Origin of the sequence: Variovorax boronicumulans (genome assembly GCF_029892485.1) — a bacterium.
In the GTDB taxonomy this organism is placed as follows: Bacteria; Pseudomonadota; Gammaproteobacteria; order Burkholderiales; family Burkholderiaceae_C; genus Variovorax; species Variovorax boronicumulans_B.
Map to the genome: position 1 here is coordinate 24,466 of NZ_JARXVG010000012.1, position 14,086 is coordinate 38,551.

The 14,086-nt window shown below is 66.5% G+C and carries 13 protein-coding genes; 11 read left to right on the plus strand and 2 right to left on the minus strand.

Annotated features, from left to right (window positions below; translation table 11 throughout):
* The first annotated feature begins 13 nt into the window (after positions 1 to 13).
* The 6 genes from M2282_RS24195 (at position 14) to accD (ending at position 7,454) form a co-directional block, all read left to right on the plus strand.
* Positions 14 to 2,794, plus strand: coding sequence for a FimV/HubP family polar landmark protein (locus M2282_RS24195; protein WP_280811313.1), 2,781 nt, complete (start codon positions 14 to 16; stop codon positions 2,792 to 2,794).
* 27 nt (positions 2,795 to 2,821) lie between these two features.
* Positions 2,822 to 3,643 carry a tRNA pseudouridine(38-40) synthase TruA gene (gene truA / locus M2282_RS24200; RefSeq protein ID WP_280811314.1) on the plus strand — a complete coding sequence of 274 codons (822 nt, stop codon included), beginning with the start codon at positions 2,822 to 2,824 and terminating at the stop codon, positions 3,641 to 3,643.
* Complete coding sequence (locus M2282_RS24205) at positions 3,640 to 4,341, plus strand: phosphoribosylanthranilate isomerase (protein WP_280811315.1); 702 nt, start codon at positions 3,640 to 3,642, stop codon at positions 4,339 to 4,341. The genes truA and M2282_RS24205 overlap by 4 nt, the downstream gene beginning before the upstream one ends.
* Before the next feature lie 46 nt (positions 4,342 to 4,387).
* Positions 4,388 to 5,674, plus strand: coding sequence for a tryptophan synthase subunit beta (gene trpB / locus M2282_RS24210; protein WP_280811316.1), 1,287 nt, complete (start codon positions 4,388 to 4,390; stop codon positions 5,672 to 5,674).
* Positions 5,674 to 6,519 carry a tryptophan synthase subunit alpha gene (gene trpA / locus M2282_RS24215; RefSeq protein ID WP_280811317.1) on the plus strand — a complete coding sequence of 282 codons (846 nt, stop codon included), beginning with the start codon at positions 5,674 to 5,676 and terminating at the stop codon, positions 6,517 to 6,519. Before trpB ends, trpA begins: the two co-directional genes overlap by 1 nt.
* Positions 6,520 to 6,581: 62 nt before the next feature.
* Positions 6,582 to 7,454, plus strand: coding sequence for an acetyl-CoA carboxylase, carboxyltransferase subunit beta (gene accD, locus M2282_RS24220; protein ID WP_013540010.1), 873 nt, complete (start codon positions 6,582 to 6,584; stop codon positions 7,452 to 7,454).
* Between the two features lie 67 nt (positions 7,455 to 7,521).
* On the opposite strand, the gene M2282_RS24225 is transcribed toward accD, so the two are convergent.
* Complete coding sequence (locus M2282_RS24225) at positions 7,522 to 8,082, minus strand: YggT family protein (protein ID WP_042578091.1); 561 nt, start codon at positions 8,080 to 8,082, stop codon at positions 7,522 to 7,524.
* 49 nt (positions 8,083 to 8,131) lie between these two features.
* On the opposite strand from M2282_RS24225, the gene M2282_RS24230 reads away from it, so the two are divergent.
* The 5 genes from M2282_RS24230 to M2282_RS24250 all read left to right on the plus strand — a co-directional run bounded on the left by M2282_RS24230 (position 8,132) and on the right by M2282_RS24250 (position 13,255).
* Entirely contained in the window at positions 8,132 to 8,779 is a 648-nt protein-coding gene (locus M2282_RS24230; RefSeq protein WP_280811318.1) for an LON peptidase substrate-binding domain-containing protein, read from the plus strand.
* Positions 8,780 to 8,902: 123 nt separating this feature from the next.
* Positions 8,903 to 10,465 (plus strand): lysine--tRNA ligase, encoded by a 1,563-nt coding sequence (gene lysS, locus M2282_RS24235; protein ID WP_280811319.1) that lies wholly within the window; start codon positions 8,903 to 8,905, stop codon positions 10,463 to 10,465.
* A gap of 2 nt (positions 10,466 to 10,467) precedes the next feature.
* Entirely contained in the window at positions 10,468 to 11,730 is a 1,263-nt protein-coding gene (locus M2282_RS24240; protein ID WP_280811320.1) for an Hsp70 family protein, read from the plus strand.
* Positions 11,727 to 12,245, plus strand: a complete 519-nt coding sequence (locus M2282_RS24245; protein WP_280811321.1) for a YgjP-like metallopeptidase domain-containing protein — start codon at positions 11,727 to 11,729, stop codon at positions 12,243 to 12,245. The genes M2282_RS24240 and M2282_RS24245 overlap by 4 nt, the downstream gene beginning before the upstream one ends.
* Positions 12,246 to 12,376: 131 nt before the next feature.
* On the plus strand, positions 12,377 to 13,255 hold the full coding sequence (locus M2282_RS24250; RefSeq protein ID WP_280811322.1) for a hypothetical protein: 879 nt from the start codon (positions 12,377 to 12,379) through the stop codon (positions 13,253 to 13,255).
* 13 nt (positions 13,256 to 13,268) lie between these two features.
* Here M2282_RS24250 and M2282_RS24255 read toward each other — a convergent pair whose 3' ends face one another.
* Complete coding sequence (locus tag M2282_RS24255) at positions 13,269 to 14,078, minus strand: glycosyltransferase family 2 protein (RefSeq protein ID WP_280811323.1); 810 nt, start codon at positions 14,076 to 14,078, stop codon at positions 13,269 to 13,271.
* Positions 14,079 to 14,086 lie beyond the last annotated feature (8 nt).

Sequence of the window (14,086 nt, forward strand, 5' to 3'; positions counted from 1 at the left end):
GCCCCCTATCAGCATGACAAGACATCTGTTGCCCGCGGCCCGCCCATCGGCCGTTCGCCCCTCCCCATCGTCCAGCGGCTGGCGCCTCTCCATCCTGGGTGCGGCAGCCGCCGTGGCCTTGGGAATGGCCAGCACCGACGCCAGCGCTTTCACACTGGGACAGCTGAAGGTGCAATCGGCACTGGGCGAACCGCTGCGGGCCGAGATCGACGTGACCGAAATCGCCGCTGCCGAAGCGGACGGCCTGAAGATCAACATCGCCACCGCCGAAGCCTTCAAGAATGCGGGCGTGCCCTACAACTCGGCATTGAGCGACGTCAAGGCGACGCTGCAACGCCGTGCGGGCGGCCAGTACGTGGTGCGCCTGAGCGGCAGCCGCCCCATGAGCGACCCGTTCATCGATCTGCTGCTCGAAGCCAACGGCTCCTCGGGCCGCGTCGTTCGCGACTACACCGTCCTGCTCGATCCGCCGGTCGCGCGCCAGTCGGCAGCCAGCACGCCGATCGCCCCCGTGGCGCCCCAGATCAGCACACCGGTCGAGCGCCCCGCCGTCACGGCGGCCCGCGCGCGCCGTGAGCGGGCCGCGGCCGCCGCAACTGCCGCGCCGCCGGTCGCCTCGGCTCCGACGCCGGCAGCTCCCGCTGCTGCGCCCGCAGCGGCACCGACCGCCCCCCGCGCCAGCGGTGGTGGCGAGCAGGTCACCGTGCAGCGTGGCGATACCGCCAGCAAGATCGCTGGCGCCTACAAGCCGGCCGACGTGTCGCTCGACCAGATGCTGGTCGCCCTGCTGCTCGCCAACCCCGACGCGTTCATTGGCGGCAACATCAACCGCATGAAGGCCGGTGCGGTGCTCGATCTGCCGGGTTCCGCCGAAGCCAATGCCGTCCCTGCCGCGGAAGCGCGCCGTACGGTCACCGCGCAAAGCCGCGATTTCGGCAACTATCGCCAGCGCCTCGCAGAGAACGCGCCGACGTCGAACGTTGCCGCCGCCAGCCGCAAGGCTTCGGGCAAGCTGCAAGCGAACGTCGAAGACCGCAACGCGGCTGCCAGCGCACCCGACAAGCTCACGATCTCGCAGGGCAGTGCCTCCACCCGCGCGGCCGACGAAAAGGTCGCGCAAACCCGCCAGGCGCAGGAAAACAGCAACCGCGTGGCGGAGCTGTCCAAGAACATCAACGAGCTGAACAAGCTCAAGGCCGGCGCAGGCTCGTCGGCGCCCGCCGCAGCTGCGGCACCGGCACCTGCCGCCCCGGGCATCCCCGTTCCGACGCCCTCCACCGGTGCCACGACCGCGCCCCCGGTTGCCGCAAGTCCTGCACCTGCAGCAGTGGCGCCCGCAGCTGCTCCTGCAGTTGCGCCTGCGCCCGCTCCCGCGGTTGCAGCCGCTGCGCCGGCCGCGCCGACGCCCGAAGCGACGGCCACTCCTGCAGCGCCTGCCGGAACCGATCCCACGCTCGCACCCTCGGCCGCCGCAGTTCCCGCTGCCGCCGCCAGCGCCGCAGTGGCAGCGACTGCACCGGCTGCCGCCGCGAAACCGGTGGTCAAGGCCGCACCGCCCGCGCCGCCGCCGGAACGCGGCTTCTTCGAAGAGCTGCTCGACAACCCGCTGATGTTGGCGGGCGCCGCGCTGATCGCGCTGCTGGTCGGCTTCCTGCTGTACCGCGTGCTGGGCCGTCGGCGCGAGGAAATGAGCGAAAGCGTGTTCCTCGAAAGCCGCATCCCGAAAGACTCGTTCTTCGGCGCCAGCGGCGGCGAATCGGTCGACACCAAGCACCGCGGCGACTCCAGCGTGTCGTCACTGTCGTACTCGCCGAGCCAGCTCGATGCGGGCGATGTCGACCCCGTTGCCGAAGCCGATGTGTACCTGGCCTACGGTCGCGACCTGCAAGCCGAGGAAATCCTGCGTGAAGCGCTCCGCCTGAACCCGGACCGCACCGCCATCCATCTCAAGCTGCTTGAGATCCACGCCAAGCGCCGCGATGTGCGGGCCTACGAAGGCCTGGCCACCGAAGTGCACAAGCTGACCGGCGGCGCGGGGTCCGACTGGAACCGCGTGGTCGACATGGGCAAGGACCTCGACCCGGGCAACCCGCTGTACGAATCGGGCGCACCCCGCAGTGCGAGCCAGGCCGAAACGGCTGCTTTCGCGGGAGCCCTGGCCTCCGCCGTCAAGGCACCGGTCGCCGCAGTGCCGACACCCGTTGCACCGCCGCCGATCGCCTCGGCGCCGCCGGCCTTCATGCCCTCGGTCGCTCCGCTGGACTTCGACCTGGACCTGAGCCAGCCGATCGCACCGGCCCCGAGCCATTCCCCGGTCGGCGCGAGCCTGCCGAAGTCGGCCTATACGCCCGCTCCGACGACGGCACGCCCCGCAGCGCCGCTGTCGAACGGCCACGCCGCAGCGCCCGTCGACCTCGAGAACGATTTCGACACGGCTCCCGGCGCCCTGGCGCCCCATACCCTGCCGTCGGGCCTGGGGGACACGGAGCACAACACGCGTCCGGCCATGCTGCGCAACGCGCTGCCTGCCGACTCGGGCTTCATCGAGTTCGACATGAGCGCATTGGCGGGCCTGCCGGTCCGCTCCAACGGCGCGCCCGAATCTGCACGCGCTGCCAGCGCACTCGACGACGAAGGCGAAGACAGCCCGCACGCCGTCAAGCTGTCGCTCGCACGTGAACTGCAGGCCATCGGCGACGTCGAAGGCGCCCGCTCGCTGGTCGAGGAAGTCGAAGCCGAAAGCGCTGGCGACCTCAAGTCGCAAGCCAAGCAACTGCTCGCGGAACTGCGCTGAGCCATTGCTGTTCCCGTTCCTGAATTCGTGAGGCTGGCGCTCGGCATCCGCTACAACGGCCAGGCGTACGAGGGCTGGCAGAGCCAGCGCTCGGGCCGCACGGTGCAGGACAAGCTCGAAGCGGCCCTCGCGAAGTTCGCCGCCGACCCATCCGGCCGCATCGGCACGCTGTGCGCCGGCCGCACCGATGCCGGCGTGCACGCGCTGATGCAGGTGGTGCACTTCGACACCGAGGTCGAGCGCGAAGCCTTCTCCTGGATGCGCGGCACCAACCGCTTCCTGCCCGACGACATCGCTGTGCAGTGGGCCCAGCCGGTGCCCGACGAGTTCCATTGCCGAGCCAGCGCCCTCGCGCGCCGCTACCTCTACGTTCTGTCGCAATCGCCGGTGCGGCCGAGCCTCGATGCCGGCCGCGTCGGCTGGTCGATGCATCCGCTCGACGGCGATGCGATGCGAAAAGCCGCCGCCGTGCTCATCGGCACGCATGACTTCAGCTCGTTCCGCGCCTCGGCCTGCCAGGCCAGGTCGCCCGTGAAGAACCTGCGCCGCATCGAGATCACGCGGGTCGGCGAAGGCGAGCGCTGCCGCTGGCATTTCGAGTTCGAAGCCGATGCCTTCCTGCACCACATGATCCGCAACCTCATGGGCTGCCTCGTGCGCATCGGCCGCGGCGACGAGCGCCCCGAGTGGATCGCCGAGGTGCTCGAGGCGCGCAGCCGCAAGGTCGCGGCGCCCACGTTCTCGGCGGACGGCCTGTACTTCCTCGGCCCGTTGTACGACGCCAAGTGGGGTCTGCCGGCCGAAGCCACGCTGCAGGCCGGCGGCGCTCCTTATGATGGCCCGCCATGACGTCATCGCTTCCCCGCACCCGCATCAAGATCTGTGGCCTCACGCGCGAGGCCGACGTGGATGCCGCGGTCGAAGCCGGTGTCGATGCCGTCGGTTTCGTGCTTTACGCCAAAAGCCCTCGCGCCGTCACGGCTGAACGTGCCGCCGAACTCGCCTCGCGACTGCCTCCTTTCATCACGCCGGTGCTCCTTTTCGTGAACGAGGATGCTCCCAAAGTCATAGCATCGCTCGCCCGCGTGAAGGGCGCCATCGCACAGTTCCACGGCGAAGAAACGCCCGGACAGTGCGAGGAAGCCACCGGCCCGGGACGCTTTCGCTATATGCGCGCCGCCCGGATTCCGCTGGGGGCTGCCGGGGCCGGCTTCGACCTCGTAAAATACACGTCCGATTACTCCCACGCCCAGGCCATCCTGCTCGACGCGCATGTCGAAGGTTATGGCGGTGGCGGCAAGGCTTTCGATTGGTCACTTCTTCCACCCGTCGTCGACGCTCACCTCGTCTTGAGTGGTGGGCTCACACCTGCAAACGTGAGCGATGGCATTCGCATCCTGCGGACGCGCTGCAAGACGCTGTCCGTTGATGTGAGCTCGGGCGTCGAAATCGACGGCCCCGGGAACAAGGGCTTGAAGGACGCCGGAAAGATCCGGCAATTCGTCGCAGCCGTCAGAGCGGCAGACGCCTCGTCCTTCTCCAGTTAGCCGCCGCACCCGATCGTTTCGGGCTGCGGCCCAACGATCGAGAAACATGCAAAGCAATTTCCAGGATTACCAGCAACCCGATGCCACCGGCCACTTCGGCAACTACGGCGGCACCTTCGCGAGCGAAACGCTCACCCACGCCATCAACGAACTGCGCGACGCGTACGCCAGGTTCAAGGACGACCCGGCGTTCCTCGCTGAATTCCACTACGAGCTCAAGCACTTCGTCGGCCGGCCCTCGCCGATCTATCACGCCGCGCGCACCAGCCGCGAGATGGGCGGCGCGCAGATCTACCTCAAACGCGAAGACCTCAACCACACCGGCGCGCACAAGATCAACAACGTGATCGGCCAGGCGATGCTCGCGCGCCGCATGGGCAAGCCCCGCGTGATCGCCGAGACCGGCGCCGGCCAGCACGGCGTGGCCACGGCCACCATCTGCGCGCGCTACGGCCTCGAATGCGTGGTCTACATGGGCAGCCAGGACGTGAAGCGCCAGAGCCCCAACGTCTACCGCATGAACCTGCTCGGCGCGACCGTGGTGCCCGTCGAATCTGGCAGCAAGACGCTGAAGGACGCGCTCAACGAGGCGATGCGCGACTGGGTCACCAACGTGGAAAACACCTTCTACATCATCGGCACCGTGGCCGGCCCGCACCCCTATCCGACGATGGTGCGCGACTTCCAGAGCGTGATCGGCACCGAGTGCATCGACCAGATGCCCGCCATGCTCGCGGCCGACGGCATCACCGGCGAGGCCGAGGGCAGGCAGCCCGACGTGGTGGTCGCCTGCGTGGGCGGCGGCAGCAATGCGATCGGCATCTTCCATCCCTACATTCCGTTCGCCAACACCCGGCTCATCGGCGTGGAAGCGGCGGGCGAAGGCCTGGACAGCGGCAAGCACGCGGCCTCGATCCTGCGCGGCAGCCCCGGCGTGTTGCACGGAAACCGCACCTACCTGCTGCAGAGCGAAGACGGCCAGATCACCGAGACCCACAGCATCAGCGCCGGCCTCGACTACCCGGGCGTGGGCCCCGAGCATGCGTACCTGGCCGATATCGGCCGCGCCGAGTACGTCGGCATCACCGACGTCGAGGCGCTCGAAGCCTTCCACTACCTGTGTCGAACGGAGGGCATCATCCCCGCGCTCGAATCCAGTCACGCCGTGGCCTATGCGCTGAAGCTCGCGAAGACCATGCGCCCCGACCAGTCGATCCTGGTGAACCTCTCGGGCCGCGGCGACAAGGACATCGGCACCGTGGCCGACCTGTCGGGCGTCGATTTCTACGACCGCCCCTCGATGCGCGGCCTGAGCGTGAAGGGAGGCAAGTGATGAGCCGCATTGCCGCCACCTTCAAGGCGCTTCAATCGCAGGGCCGCAAGGCGCTGATTCCCTACGTCACCGCCGGCTTCCCCTTCGCCGACATCACGCCCGAGCTGATGCACGGCATGGTCGAGGCGGGCGCGGATGTGATCGAGCTGGGCGTGCCTTTCTCCGACCCGATGGCCGACGGCCCCGTGATCCAGAAGGCCGGCGAGGCCGCACTGGCACTGGGCGTCGGCATGAAGCAGGTGCTCGCCATCGTCGCCGCATTCCGCCAGAAGAATGCGACCACGCCGGTGGTGCTGATGGGTTATGCGAACCCGGTCGAGCGCTATGACCTCGTGCACGGCAAGCAAGCCTTCATTCGCGATGCGTCGGCGGCAGGCGTCGACGGCCTGCTGGTGGTCGACTACCCACCGGAAGAGTGCGAGGCCTTTGCCGCCGACTTGAAGGCCGCGAACATCGACCTGATCTTCCTGCTGGCCCCCACGAGCACCGACGAGCGCATGGCGCAGGTCGCGCGCATCGCGAGCGGCTACGTCTACTACGTGTCGCTCAAGGGCGTGACCGGCGCGGGCCACCTGGACACCGAGGCGGTCGGCCAGATGATCCCGCGCATCCGCCAGCACGTGAGCATCCCGGTCGGCGTGGGCTTCGGCATCCGCGACGCGCGCACGGCGCAGGCGGTCGGCTCGGCGGCGGACGCCGTCGTGATCGGCACCAGGATCATCCAGCTGATCGACGGGCAACCGCGCGAGAAGGTGGTGCCCGCGGTGCGCGAATTCCTCGCCGGCATCCGCGAGGCGCTGGACGCCCTGCCGGCGGCTACCCCCAAGAATGCGGCTGGCCGATAATCTGGCCTGCCCTCACCCCAGCCCCTCTCCCCCAAGGAGAGGGGAGCTAATTCCGGAGTCCTATGAGCTGGCTTGAAAAACTGCTACCCGCCAAGATCGCACAAACCGACCCTGCCGAGCGCCGCCAGGTGCCCGAAGGCCTGTGGATCAAATGCCCGGCCTGCGAGACGGTGCTCTACAAGACCGACCTGGAACACAACCAGAACGTCTGCCCGAGCTGCAGCCACCACCACCGCATCGGCGCCCGCGCGCGCCTCGATGCTTTCCTGGATGCCGAAGGCCGCTACGAAGTCGGCCAGGAAGTGCTCCCGGTCGACGCCCTGAAGTTCAAGGACAGCCGCAAGTACCCCGAGCGGCTCAAGGAAGCGCTGGAGAACACCGGCGAGACCGACGCGCTGGTCGTCATCGGCGGCTCGGTCCACAGCATCAACGTGGTCGTGGCCTGCTTCGAGTTCGAATTCATGGGCGGCAGCATGGGCAGCGTGGTCGGCGAGCGCTTCGTGCGCGGCGTCGAGACCGCCATCGAGCAGAAGGTGCCCTTCATCTGCTTCACCGCCACCGGCGGGGCGCGCATGCAGGAAGGCTTGCTCTCGCTCATGCAGATGGCCAAGACCAACGCCGCGCTCACGCGCCTGGCGAAGAAGGGCCTGCCCTACATCAGCGTGCTGACCGACCCGACCATGGGTGGGGTGAGCGCCGGCTTCGCGTTCGTGGGCGACGTGGTCATTGCGGAACCCAAGGCGCTGATCGGTTTTGCCGGCCCGCGCGTGATCGAGTCGACCGTGCGCGTGACGCTGCCTGAAGGCTTCCAGCGCGCCGAGTTCCTGCAGACCAAGGGCGCGATCGATTTCATCAGCGACCGGCGCGAGTTGCGGAAAACCATCGCCAGCACGCTCGCGATGCTGCTGCGCCAGCCGGCCGACGCGGTGAGCTGAACGACACAGGCCAAAGCTAAAGGGCCCGGGTGCAATGCACCCGGGCCCTTTTTTTGTCTGCTGCGACTCAGAAAGTCAGTTGGTAGGCAAACACCAGCAGATTGCTCAGCACGATCGCAATCACCTGCAACACCACGATGGCCGCGAGGGGCGACAGGTCCACGCCGCCGATCAGCGGGATGAAGCGGCGGAATGGCCGCACCAGCGGTTCGGCCAGGCGGGAAATCAGGTCGAGCAGCATCGGCGAGGCGCCCGGCACCCACGACAGCACGGCGTAGACCACCAGAAGCGCGGTCAGCCCCGAGATCGCGAGCTGCAGCAATCCCACAAGCGACACCAGCGGCAAGGTGGCGATGCGGCCCAGGTTGCCGATCAGCAGCCACAGCAGCAGGAACTTCAGCAACACCAGCAGCCAGGCCGCGATCAGGCTCGCCAGGTCCCAGCGCTTGACCGAAGGCACGATGCGGCGCAGCGGCAGCACGATCCAGTCGGTGATCGCGAACACGAAGCGCCCGAGCGGATTGCCGAACGGCACCCGGTGGTACTGCATGTAGAGGCGCAGCAGGCAGGCGCCGCCGAGAAGGCCGACGATCACGTCGAGAAGGAACGAAGGAATCTGGTAGAGCATGGGGCGCGGTCGTGAGCGGAATGCGATGATAGCCATGCAAGGTTTTTCGATGACGACACAGCCCCTTCTGCATTCACTGCCATTGTTCCCGCTCGGTACGGTCCTGTTCCCGGACGGCGTGCTTCCCCTGCGTATTTTCGAGGTACGTTATCTCGACATGATCGGCAAGTGCCGCAAGGCCGACGTGCCCTTCGGCGTGGTCAGCCTCACGAGCGGCAGCGAGGTGCGCAAGGCCGGCGCCGATGCGGAAAGCTTCGCCGCCATCGGCACGCTCGCCGTCATCCGCGAATTCGATTCGCCGCAGAGCGGCCTGCTCCAGATCGAATGCGTCGGCACCCAGCGCTTTCGGGTTCGCAGCACCGAGCTCCAGAAATACGGCCTCTGGGTCGCCGAAGTCGAAGCGGTGATCGAAGACGTCGCGCTCGACATCCCCGACGACCTCCAGCACACCGCCACCGCGCTGCGGCGTCTGGTCGACACGCTCGAAGAACGCCGCCGCGCGCAGGGCCCCGAGACCGTGCGGCTGCCCATCGGCGAGCCCTACCGCTTCAACGACTGCGGCTGGGTGGCCAACCGCTGGTGCGAGCTGGTGCCGATGCAGCTCGAACTGCGGCAACGTCTGATGGAGCTCGACAGCCCGCTGATGCGGCTCGAACTGGTCAGCGATCTGTTGGAGCGCGCAGGCATCGCTGAATAGTCAGCTACTTTTTTCATAGCGTATTGCGCAGGATTGACGGGCGCTGCCGGGCCGTTTCGCTGGGACCCGATCGGCTAAAATCCCCGGCTCGCGCACGCTCCTGTTGCGCCTCACCTGCCTCTCATGTCCGATCACCTGACACCTTCCATCCCCACGCCCGCCGCTGCCCCGGCCGCCGCGCCTGCCGTCGACGACAACCAGCTCATCGCCGAACGCCGCGAAAAGCTCAAGCTGCTGCGCACCGCGCAGACCGAAGGCAAGGGCGTGGCGTTCCCCAACGATTTCAAGCCGGGCCATCGTGCAGCGGCGCTCGTCGAAGCGCACGGCGCCACCGAGGCCGAGGCGCTCGAGGGACAAGCGGTCGCAGTGAGCATTGCGGGCCGCATGATGCTCAAGCGCGTGATGGGCAAGGCCAGCTTCGCGACCGTGCAGGACGCCACGAGCCGCATCCAGCTGTACGTGACGCGCGATGCAGTCGGCGAAGAAGCGTATGCCGAATTCAAGCGTTGGGACCTGGGCGACATCGTGGGCGCCGAAGGCACGCTGATGAAGACCAAGACCGGCGAACTCTCGGTCAAGGTGACCAGGCTGCGCCTGCTCACCAAGAGCCTGCGTCCGCTGCCCGACAAGTTCCACGGCATGGCCGACCAGGAACAGAAGTACCGCCAGCGCTATGTCGACCTGATCACCGACGAGTCGGCCCGCGTGCGATTCACCGCACGCAGCAAGGCCGTGAGCGCCCTGCGCGAATTCATGGTCACCAACGACTTCCTCGAAGTCGAGACGCCCATGCTGCACCCCATTCCGGGCGGCGCGAACGCCAAGCCCTTCAAGACGCACCACAACGCGCTCGACCAGGAGATGTTCCTGCGCATCGCGCCCGAGCTTTACCTCAAGCGCCTGATCGTCGGCGGCTTCGAGCGCGTGTTCGAAATCAACCGGAGCTACCGCAACGAGGGCATCTCGGTGCGGCACAACCCCGAGTTCACGATGATGGAGTTCTACGCGGCCTACTGGAACTACCGCGACCTGATGGACTTCACCGAGACGCTGATCCGCACCATCGCCGACAAGGCCGTGGGCACGCAGCAGCTCACGTACGGAGGCAAGCCCGTCGACCTGACCCAGCCCTTCGAGCGCCTGACGATCCGCGAGGCCATCCTGAAGTACGCCGACGCCGGCGATGGCGTAGACGACACCGCCTGGCTCATCAACGCCCTGCGCAAGATCGGGTTGAACGAAGAGAAGGACAAGCTCTCGCAGCGCAGCCTCGCGAGCCTGCAGGTGATGTACTTCGAAGAGACCGTGGAAGAGAAGCTCTGGCAGCCGACCTTCATCATGGAGCACCCGACCGAGATCTCGCCGCTGGCACGCGCCAACGACGAGCGCCCCGAGGTCACCGAGCGCTTCGAGCTCTACATCACGGGCCGCGAGTTCGGCAACGGCTTCAGCGAGCTGAACGACGCCGAAGACCAGGCCGCGCGCTTCAACGCGCAGGTCGCCGCCAAGGACAGCGGCGACGACGAGGCCATGTTCTACGACCACGACTTCGTGCGCGCCCTCGAGTACGGCATGCCGCCCACCGGCGGCTGCGGCATCGGCATCGACCGGCTGATGATGCTGCTGACCGATTCGCCGAGCATCCGCGACGTGATCCTGTTCCCGGCGCTGCGCAGGGAGTCTTGAGCGTGCCCTCACCGTCGTCGCTGCCGACGATCGGCATCGACTTCGGCACCTCCAATTCCGCCGTGGCCTGCCGGGTCGACGGCGTGGCCCGCCTGCTGCCCATCGAAGGCACGGCCACCACGCTGCCCACGGCGATCTTCTTCAACGCCGAAGATCGCACGACCCATTTCGGCCGCGAGGCCGTCGCCCTGTATCTCTCGGGCATCGAGGGCCGCCTGATGCGATCGCTCAAGAGCCTGCTCGGCAGCGCGCTGATGCAGGAGAAAACGGCGGTCTACGACGGGCTCGTGAGCTTCGAGGACATCATCGCGCGCTTTCTGCGCGAGCTGGCGGTGCGCGCCGGCCGCGAGCTCGGCCGCATACCCGAGCAGGTCGTGATCGGGCGGCCCGTTCACTTCGTGGACGACGATTCGAAGCGCGACGACCGCGCCGAAGAGAGCCTGCGCCATGCCGCCCGTGCGGCGGGTTTTCGCGACGTCGCTTTCCAGCTCGAACCGATCGCAGCCGCCTTCGACTACGAGCAACGCATCACGAGGGAATCGCTGGTGCTCATCGTCGACATCGGCGGCGGCACCTCTGACTTCACTGTCGTGCGCGTGGGCCCCGACCGTGCCACGCGAATCGACCGCAGCGACGACGTGCTGGCCACCAGCGGGGTGCACATCGGCGGCACGGACTTCGACCAGCGCCTGAACCTCGACCGCGTGATGCCGCAGTTCGGCTTTCGCCACCACGGCCCGCAGGGCCGCGAGGTGCCGAGCAAGGTGTTCTTCGAGCTGTCGTCGTGGCACCTGATCAATTGGCTCTACGCCGCAAAGGCGATGCGACAGGCCAGGGAGCTGCGCACCAGCTATGCCGACACGCAGCTTCACGACCGCCTGATGACCGTGCTGGAAGAGCGCCACGGGCATCGCATTGCGAGCGAAGTCGAACAGGCCAAGATCCAGAGTTCGGTGACTGACGCCGACGTCGCCATCGACCTGTCCTGCGCCGAGCCTGGCCTCACAGCCTCGCTTTCGCCTGCCGACATGGCGCAGCAACTGGCCGCGCAGCTGGAGAACGTGATCGCGTGCGCACACGCCTGTGTGAAACGTGCGGGCCTGCGCAGCGGAGACCTCGACGCGATCTACCTGACCGGCGGCTCGTCCGCGCTGCGTCCCTTCCAGCATGCCTTGCGCAAGAGCTTTGCCGGCGTGCCGCTCGTCGAGGGCGATCTGTTCGGCGGCGTGGCAACCGGCCTGGCCTTCGACGCGCGCACACGGTGAAGTACCTGGCGGGCTATCCGGCCTCCCTGCAGGCCCAGGTCGCCGAGTTGATGGCCGCGGACAAGCTCGGCGCGCTGCTCTGTCAACGCTACCCGCAGCCGTCGCACGACGTGCAGACCGACCATGCGCTGTACGTGTATGTGAACGAACTCAAGGGTGAGTACATGCGCAAGGCCGGCCCGTTGTCCAAGGTGATGTTCGACAGCAAGCTGCATGTGATCCGCAACGCACTGGGCACGCACACCACGGTCTCGCGCGTCCAGGGCGGCAAGCTCAAGGCCAAGCGGGAGATCCGGGTGGCCAGCCTGTTCAAGGAAGTGCCCCTCGACCTGCTGCGCATGATCGTCGTGCACGAGTTGGCGCACATGAAGGAGCGGGACCATGACAAGGCGTTCTACGCGTTGTGCACGTACATGGCGCCGGATTACCCACGGCTCGAGCTGGACCTGCGCCTGTACCTGACGCACCTGGATTCAGGTGGAGCGCGGTTCTGGGCACCGAAGGGCCGCTCCTGATCACGGCGCCGATACATTCAAGGCAGACACGGAAGAACTGGTGGCTATGCTGTGGGCCGGCGAAATTTTCGGCCGGGCTCGCCCCGGCACCTTGCATGCCCTGCCAAGGGCCCTTGGAGCGTGAGCATTCGATGAGCCACAAATTGCACCTGACCTCCGTCGGCGACCCGCAAATGGTCGGGGAGATCGTTGAAGGGTTCCGGCTGGGATTGTGCGAGCTGGGTTACGACGTTTCGTGGAAGTACGCCCAGATCGATGCGTCCCGGGTCAACATCATCATGTTCGGGGCCGCGTCGCTTCAGTGGAACGCCATCGCCCATCTGGCGCCCAACTGCATCGTCGTGAACATCGAGCAGCTCGTGGAGGGTGGAAACGCTTTCAATCCGACCTACCTCGAAGTTCTGCGCAACAGCTACGTTTGGGAGTACAGCGAGCTGAACTTCAGAAGGTATGCGGAGTTGGAGATTTCGCATGCCAGCCTCGTTCCGCTCGGGCATCAGGCCGGGGCCATTCTGGTTCCGCCGGAACCCGAGATCCCTCCCGTGGAGGACATCGACGTGCTTTTCTTCGGGAGCCTGAATACGCGGCGGCATCGCCTCCTCGATGAATTGCGCGCGCGAGGTTTGCAGCTCGTGGCGCATCATTCGATTCCCGCCGAAGAAAGATCTGCGCTCCTGCTGCGAAGCAAGCTGATGCTCAACGTGAGCTATCTCGACACCACGCGGACGGTGGAGCTTCCGCGGCTGGCCGTCGGCTTCGTTGCCAGGAAAGCCATCCTGACGGAAATCTACGACGACAGTGAATTGCGCGCCGAATTGCGGCAAGGCCTTTTCTGTGCTCCCTATGAAGAACTGGCCGACACCGCGGTGCGGCTGATTTCCGAGCCCGCGGCGCGACGCGAACGCGCCGACCTGGGGCACCGCCTGTTCACCGCGAAGTCGCAGGCCTCTTTCATCCAGCCGGCGCTGGAACAGTTCTTTGCGTGGCGCGACAACCAGGTCGCTCGCTGACTGATCGATTGATTCAGCGAAAGAAGTCGGCCAACTCGCGTGCGAGCGTCTCGAGCCCTTCCTGCGACATGTCTTCGATGGCCAACGAGGCCCGGAGGTTTTCGGTACCGCGAATTCCTTCGATGTGCGCAGCGCGCGAACTGGAATCGTGGTGCAGGTGAACCAGCGGCGTATGGAAAGAATGCCAGCGCAGGCCGAGCCGCCCGGCGCGACGCAGCAGTTCATCGTCCTCGCCGCCCCATCCTTCGAGCCTCGAGTTGTAGCCGCCGACCCGGATGTATTCCTGCTTCCTGAACAACACGATGCCCCCGTTGGCGCTCGCATACATCTCGTTCGCATCAGTCGGCAGTGACTCGTTGTAGATGGAGGTGAAGCGCTCGTAGTCGGGCACCTCCATGAAGCTCTGCTTGAGCGCACCGGACACGTTGATGACGTTCCAGTAGGGGCAGAGCACATCGCTGTTCTGGCCATCGAGCAATGCATCGACGCATTGCCGCAGGATCACCGGCCGCGCCAGCGAATCGGCATCGTGGAAACAGATGACGGGACTGCGAGACAAGCGCACGCCGACGTTGTAGAGCATCGACTTGGGAAACGGGCCATCGTGCGGAATGAAGACGTGCCGGATCTTCGGGTCCTTCAGCCGTTGCCAGTCGAAGCTCGGCGTGGCCGCGGCTTCCATCAACCACAACCGGTAGTCGGAGTAGGTGTACGCAAGATGCGCCAAAACGGCGTACAGGTTTTCTCGCCGCTCCTCATTGGCTTCCCGGTACGACACGATGATGTCGATGTCGCGCAGAGAGGTTTTTTCGATATCCGCCATAGCTCGTG

Excerpts from the sequence above, each read along its gene's own strand:
- M2282_RS24195 (WP_280811313.1), top strand. The coding sequence starts at position 14 with ATGACAAGACATCTGTTGCCCGCGGCCCGCCCATCGGCCGTTCGCCCC.
- M2282_RS24205 (WP_280811315.1), top strand. The coding sequence starts at position 3,640 with ATGACGTCATCGCTTCCCCGCACCCGCATCAAGATCTGTGGCCTCACG.
- trpB (WP_280811316.1), top strand. The coding sequence starts at position 4,388 with ATGCAAAGCAATTTCCAGGATTACCAGCAACCCGATGCCACCGGCCAC.
- trpA (WP_280811317.1), top strand. The coding sequence starts at position 5,674 with ATGAGCCGCATTGCCGCCACCTTCAAGGCGCTTCAATCGCAGGGCCGC.
- accD (WP_013540010.1), top strand. The coding sequence starts at position 6,582 with ATGAGCTGGCTTGAAAAACTGCTACCCGCCAAGATCGCACAAACCGAC.
- M2282_RS24225 (WP_042578091.1), bottom strand. The coding sequence starts at position 8,082 with ATGCTCTACCAGATTCCTTCGTTCCTTCTCGACGTGATCGTCGGCCTT.
- M2282_RS24230 (WP_280811318.1), top strand. The coding sequence starts at position 8,132 with ATGACGACACAGCCCCTTCTGCATTCACTGCCATTGTTCCCGCTCGGT.
- lysS (WP_280811319.1), top strand. The coding sequence starts at position 8,903 with ATGTCCGATCACCTGACACCTTCCATCCCCACGCCCGCCGCTGCCCCG.
- M2282_RS24250 (WP_280811322.1), top strand. The coding sequence starts at position 12,377 with ATGAGCCACAAATTGCACCTGACCTCCGTCGGCGACCCGCAAATGGTC.
- M2282_RS24255 (WP_280811323.1), bottom strand. The coding sequence starts at position 14,078 with ATGGCGGATATCGAAAAAACCTCTCTGCGCGACATCGACATCATCGTG.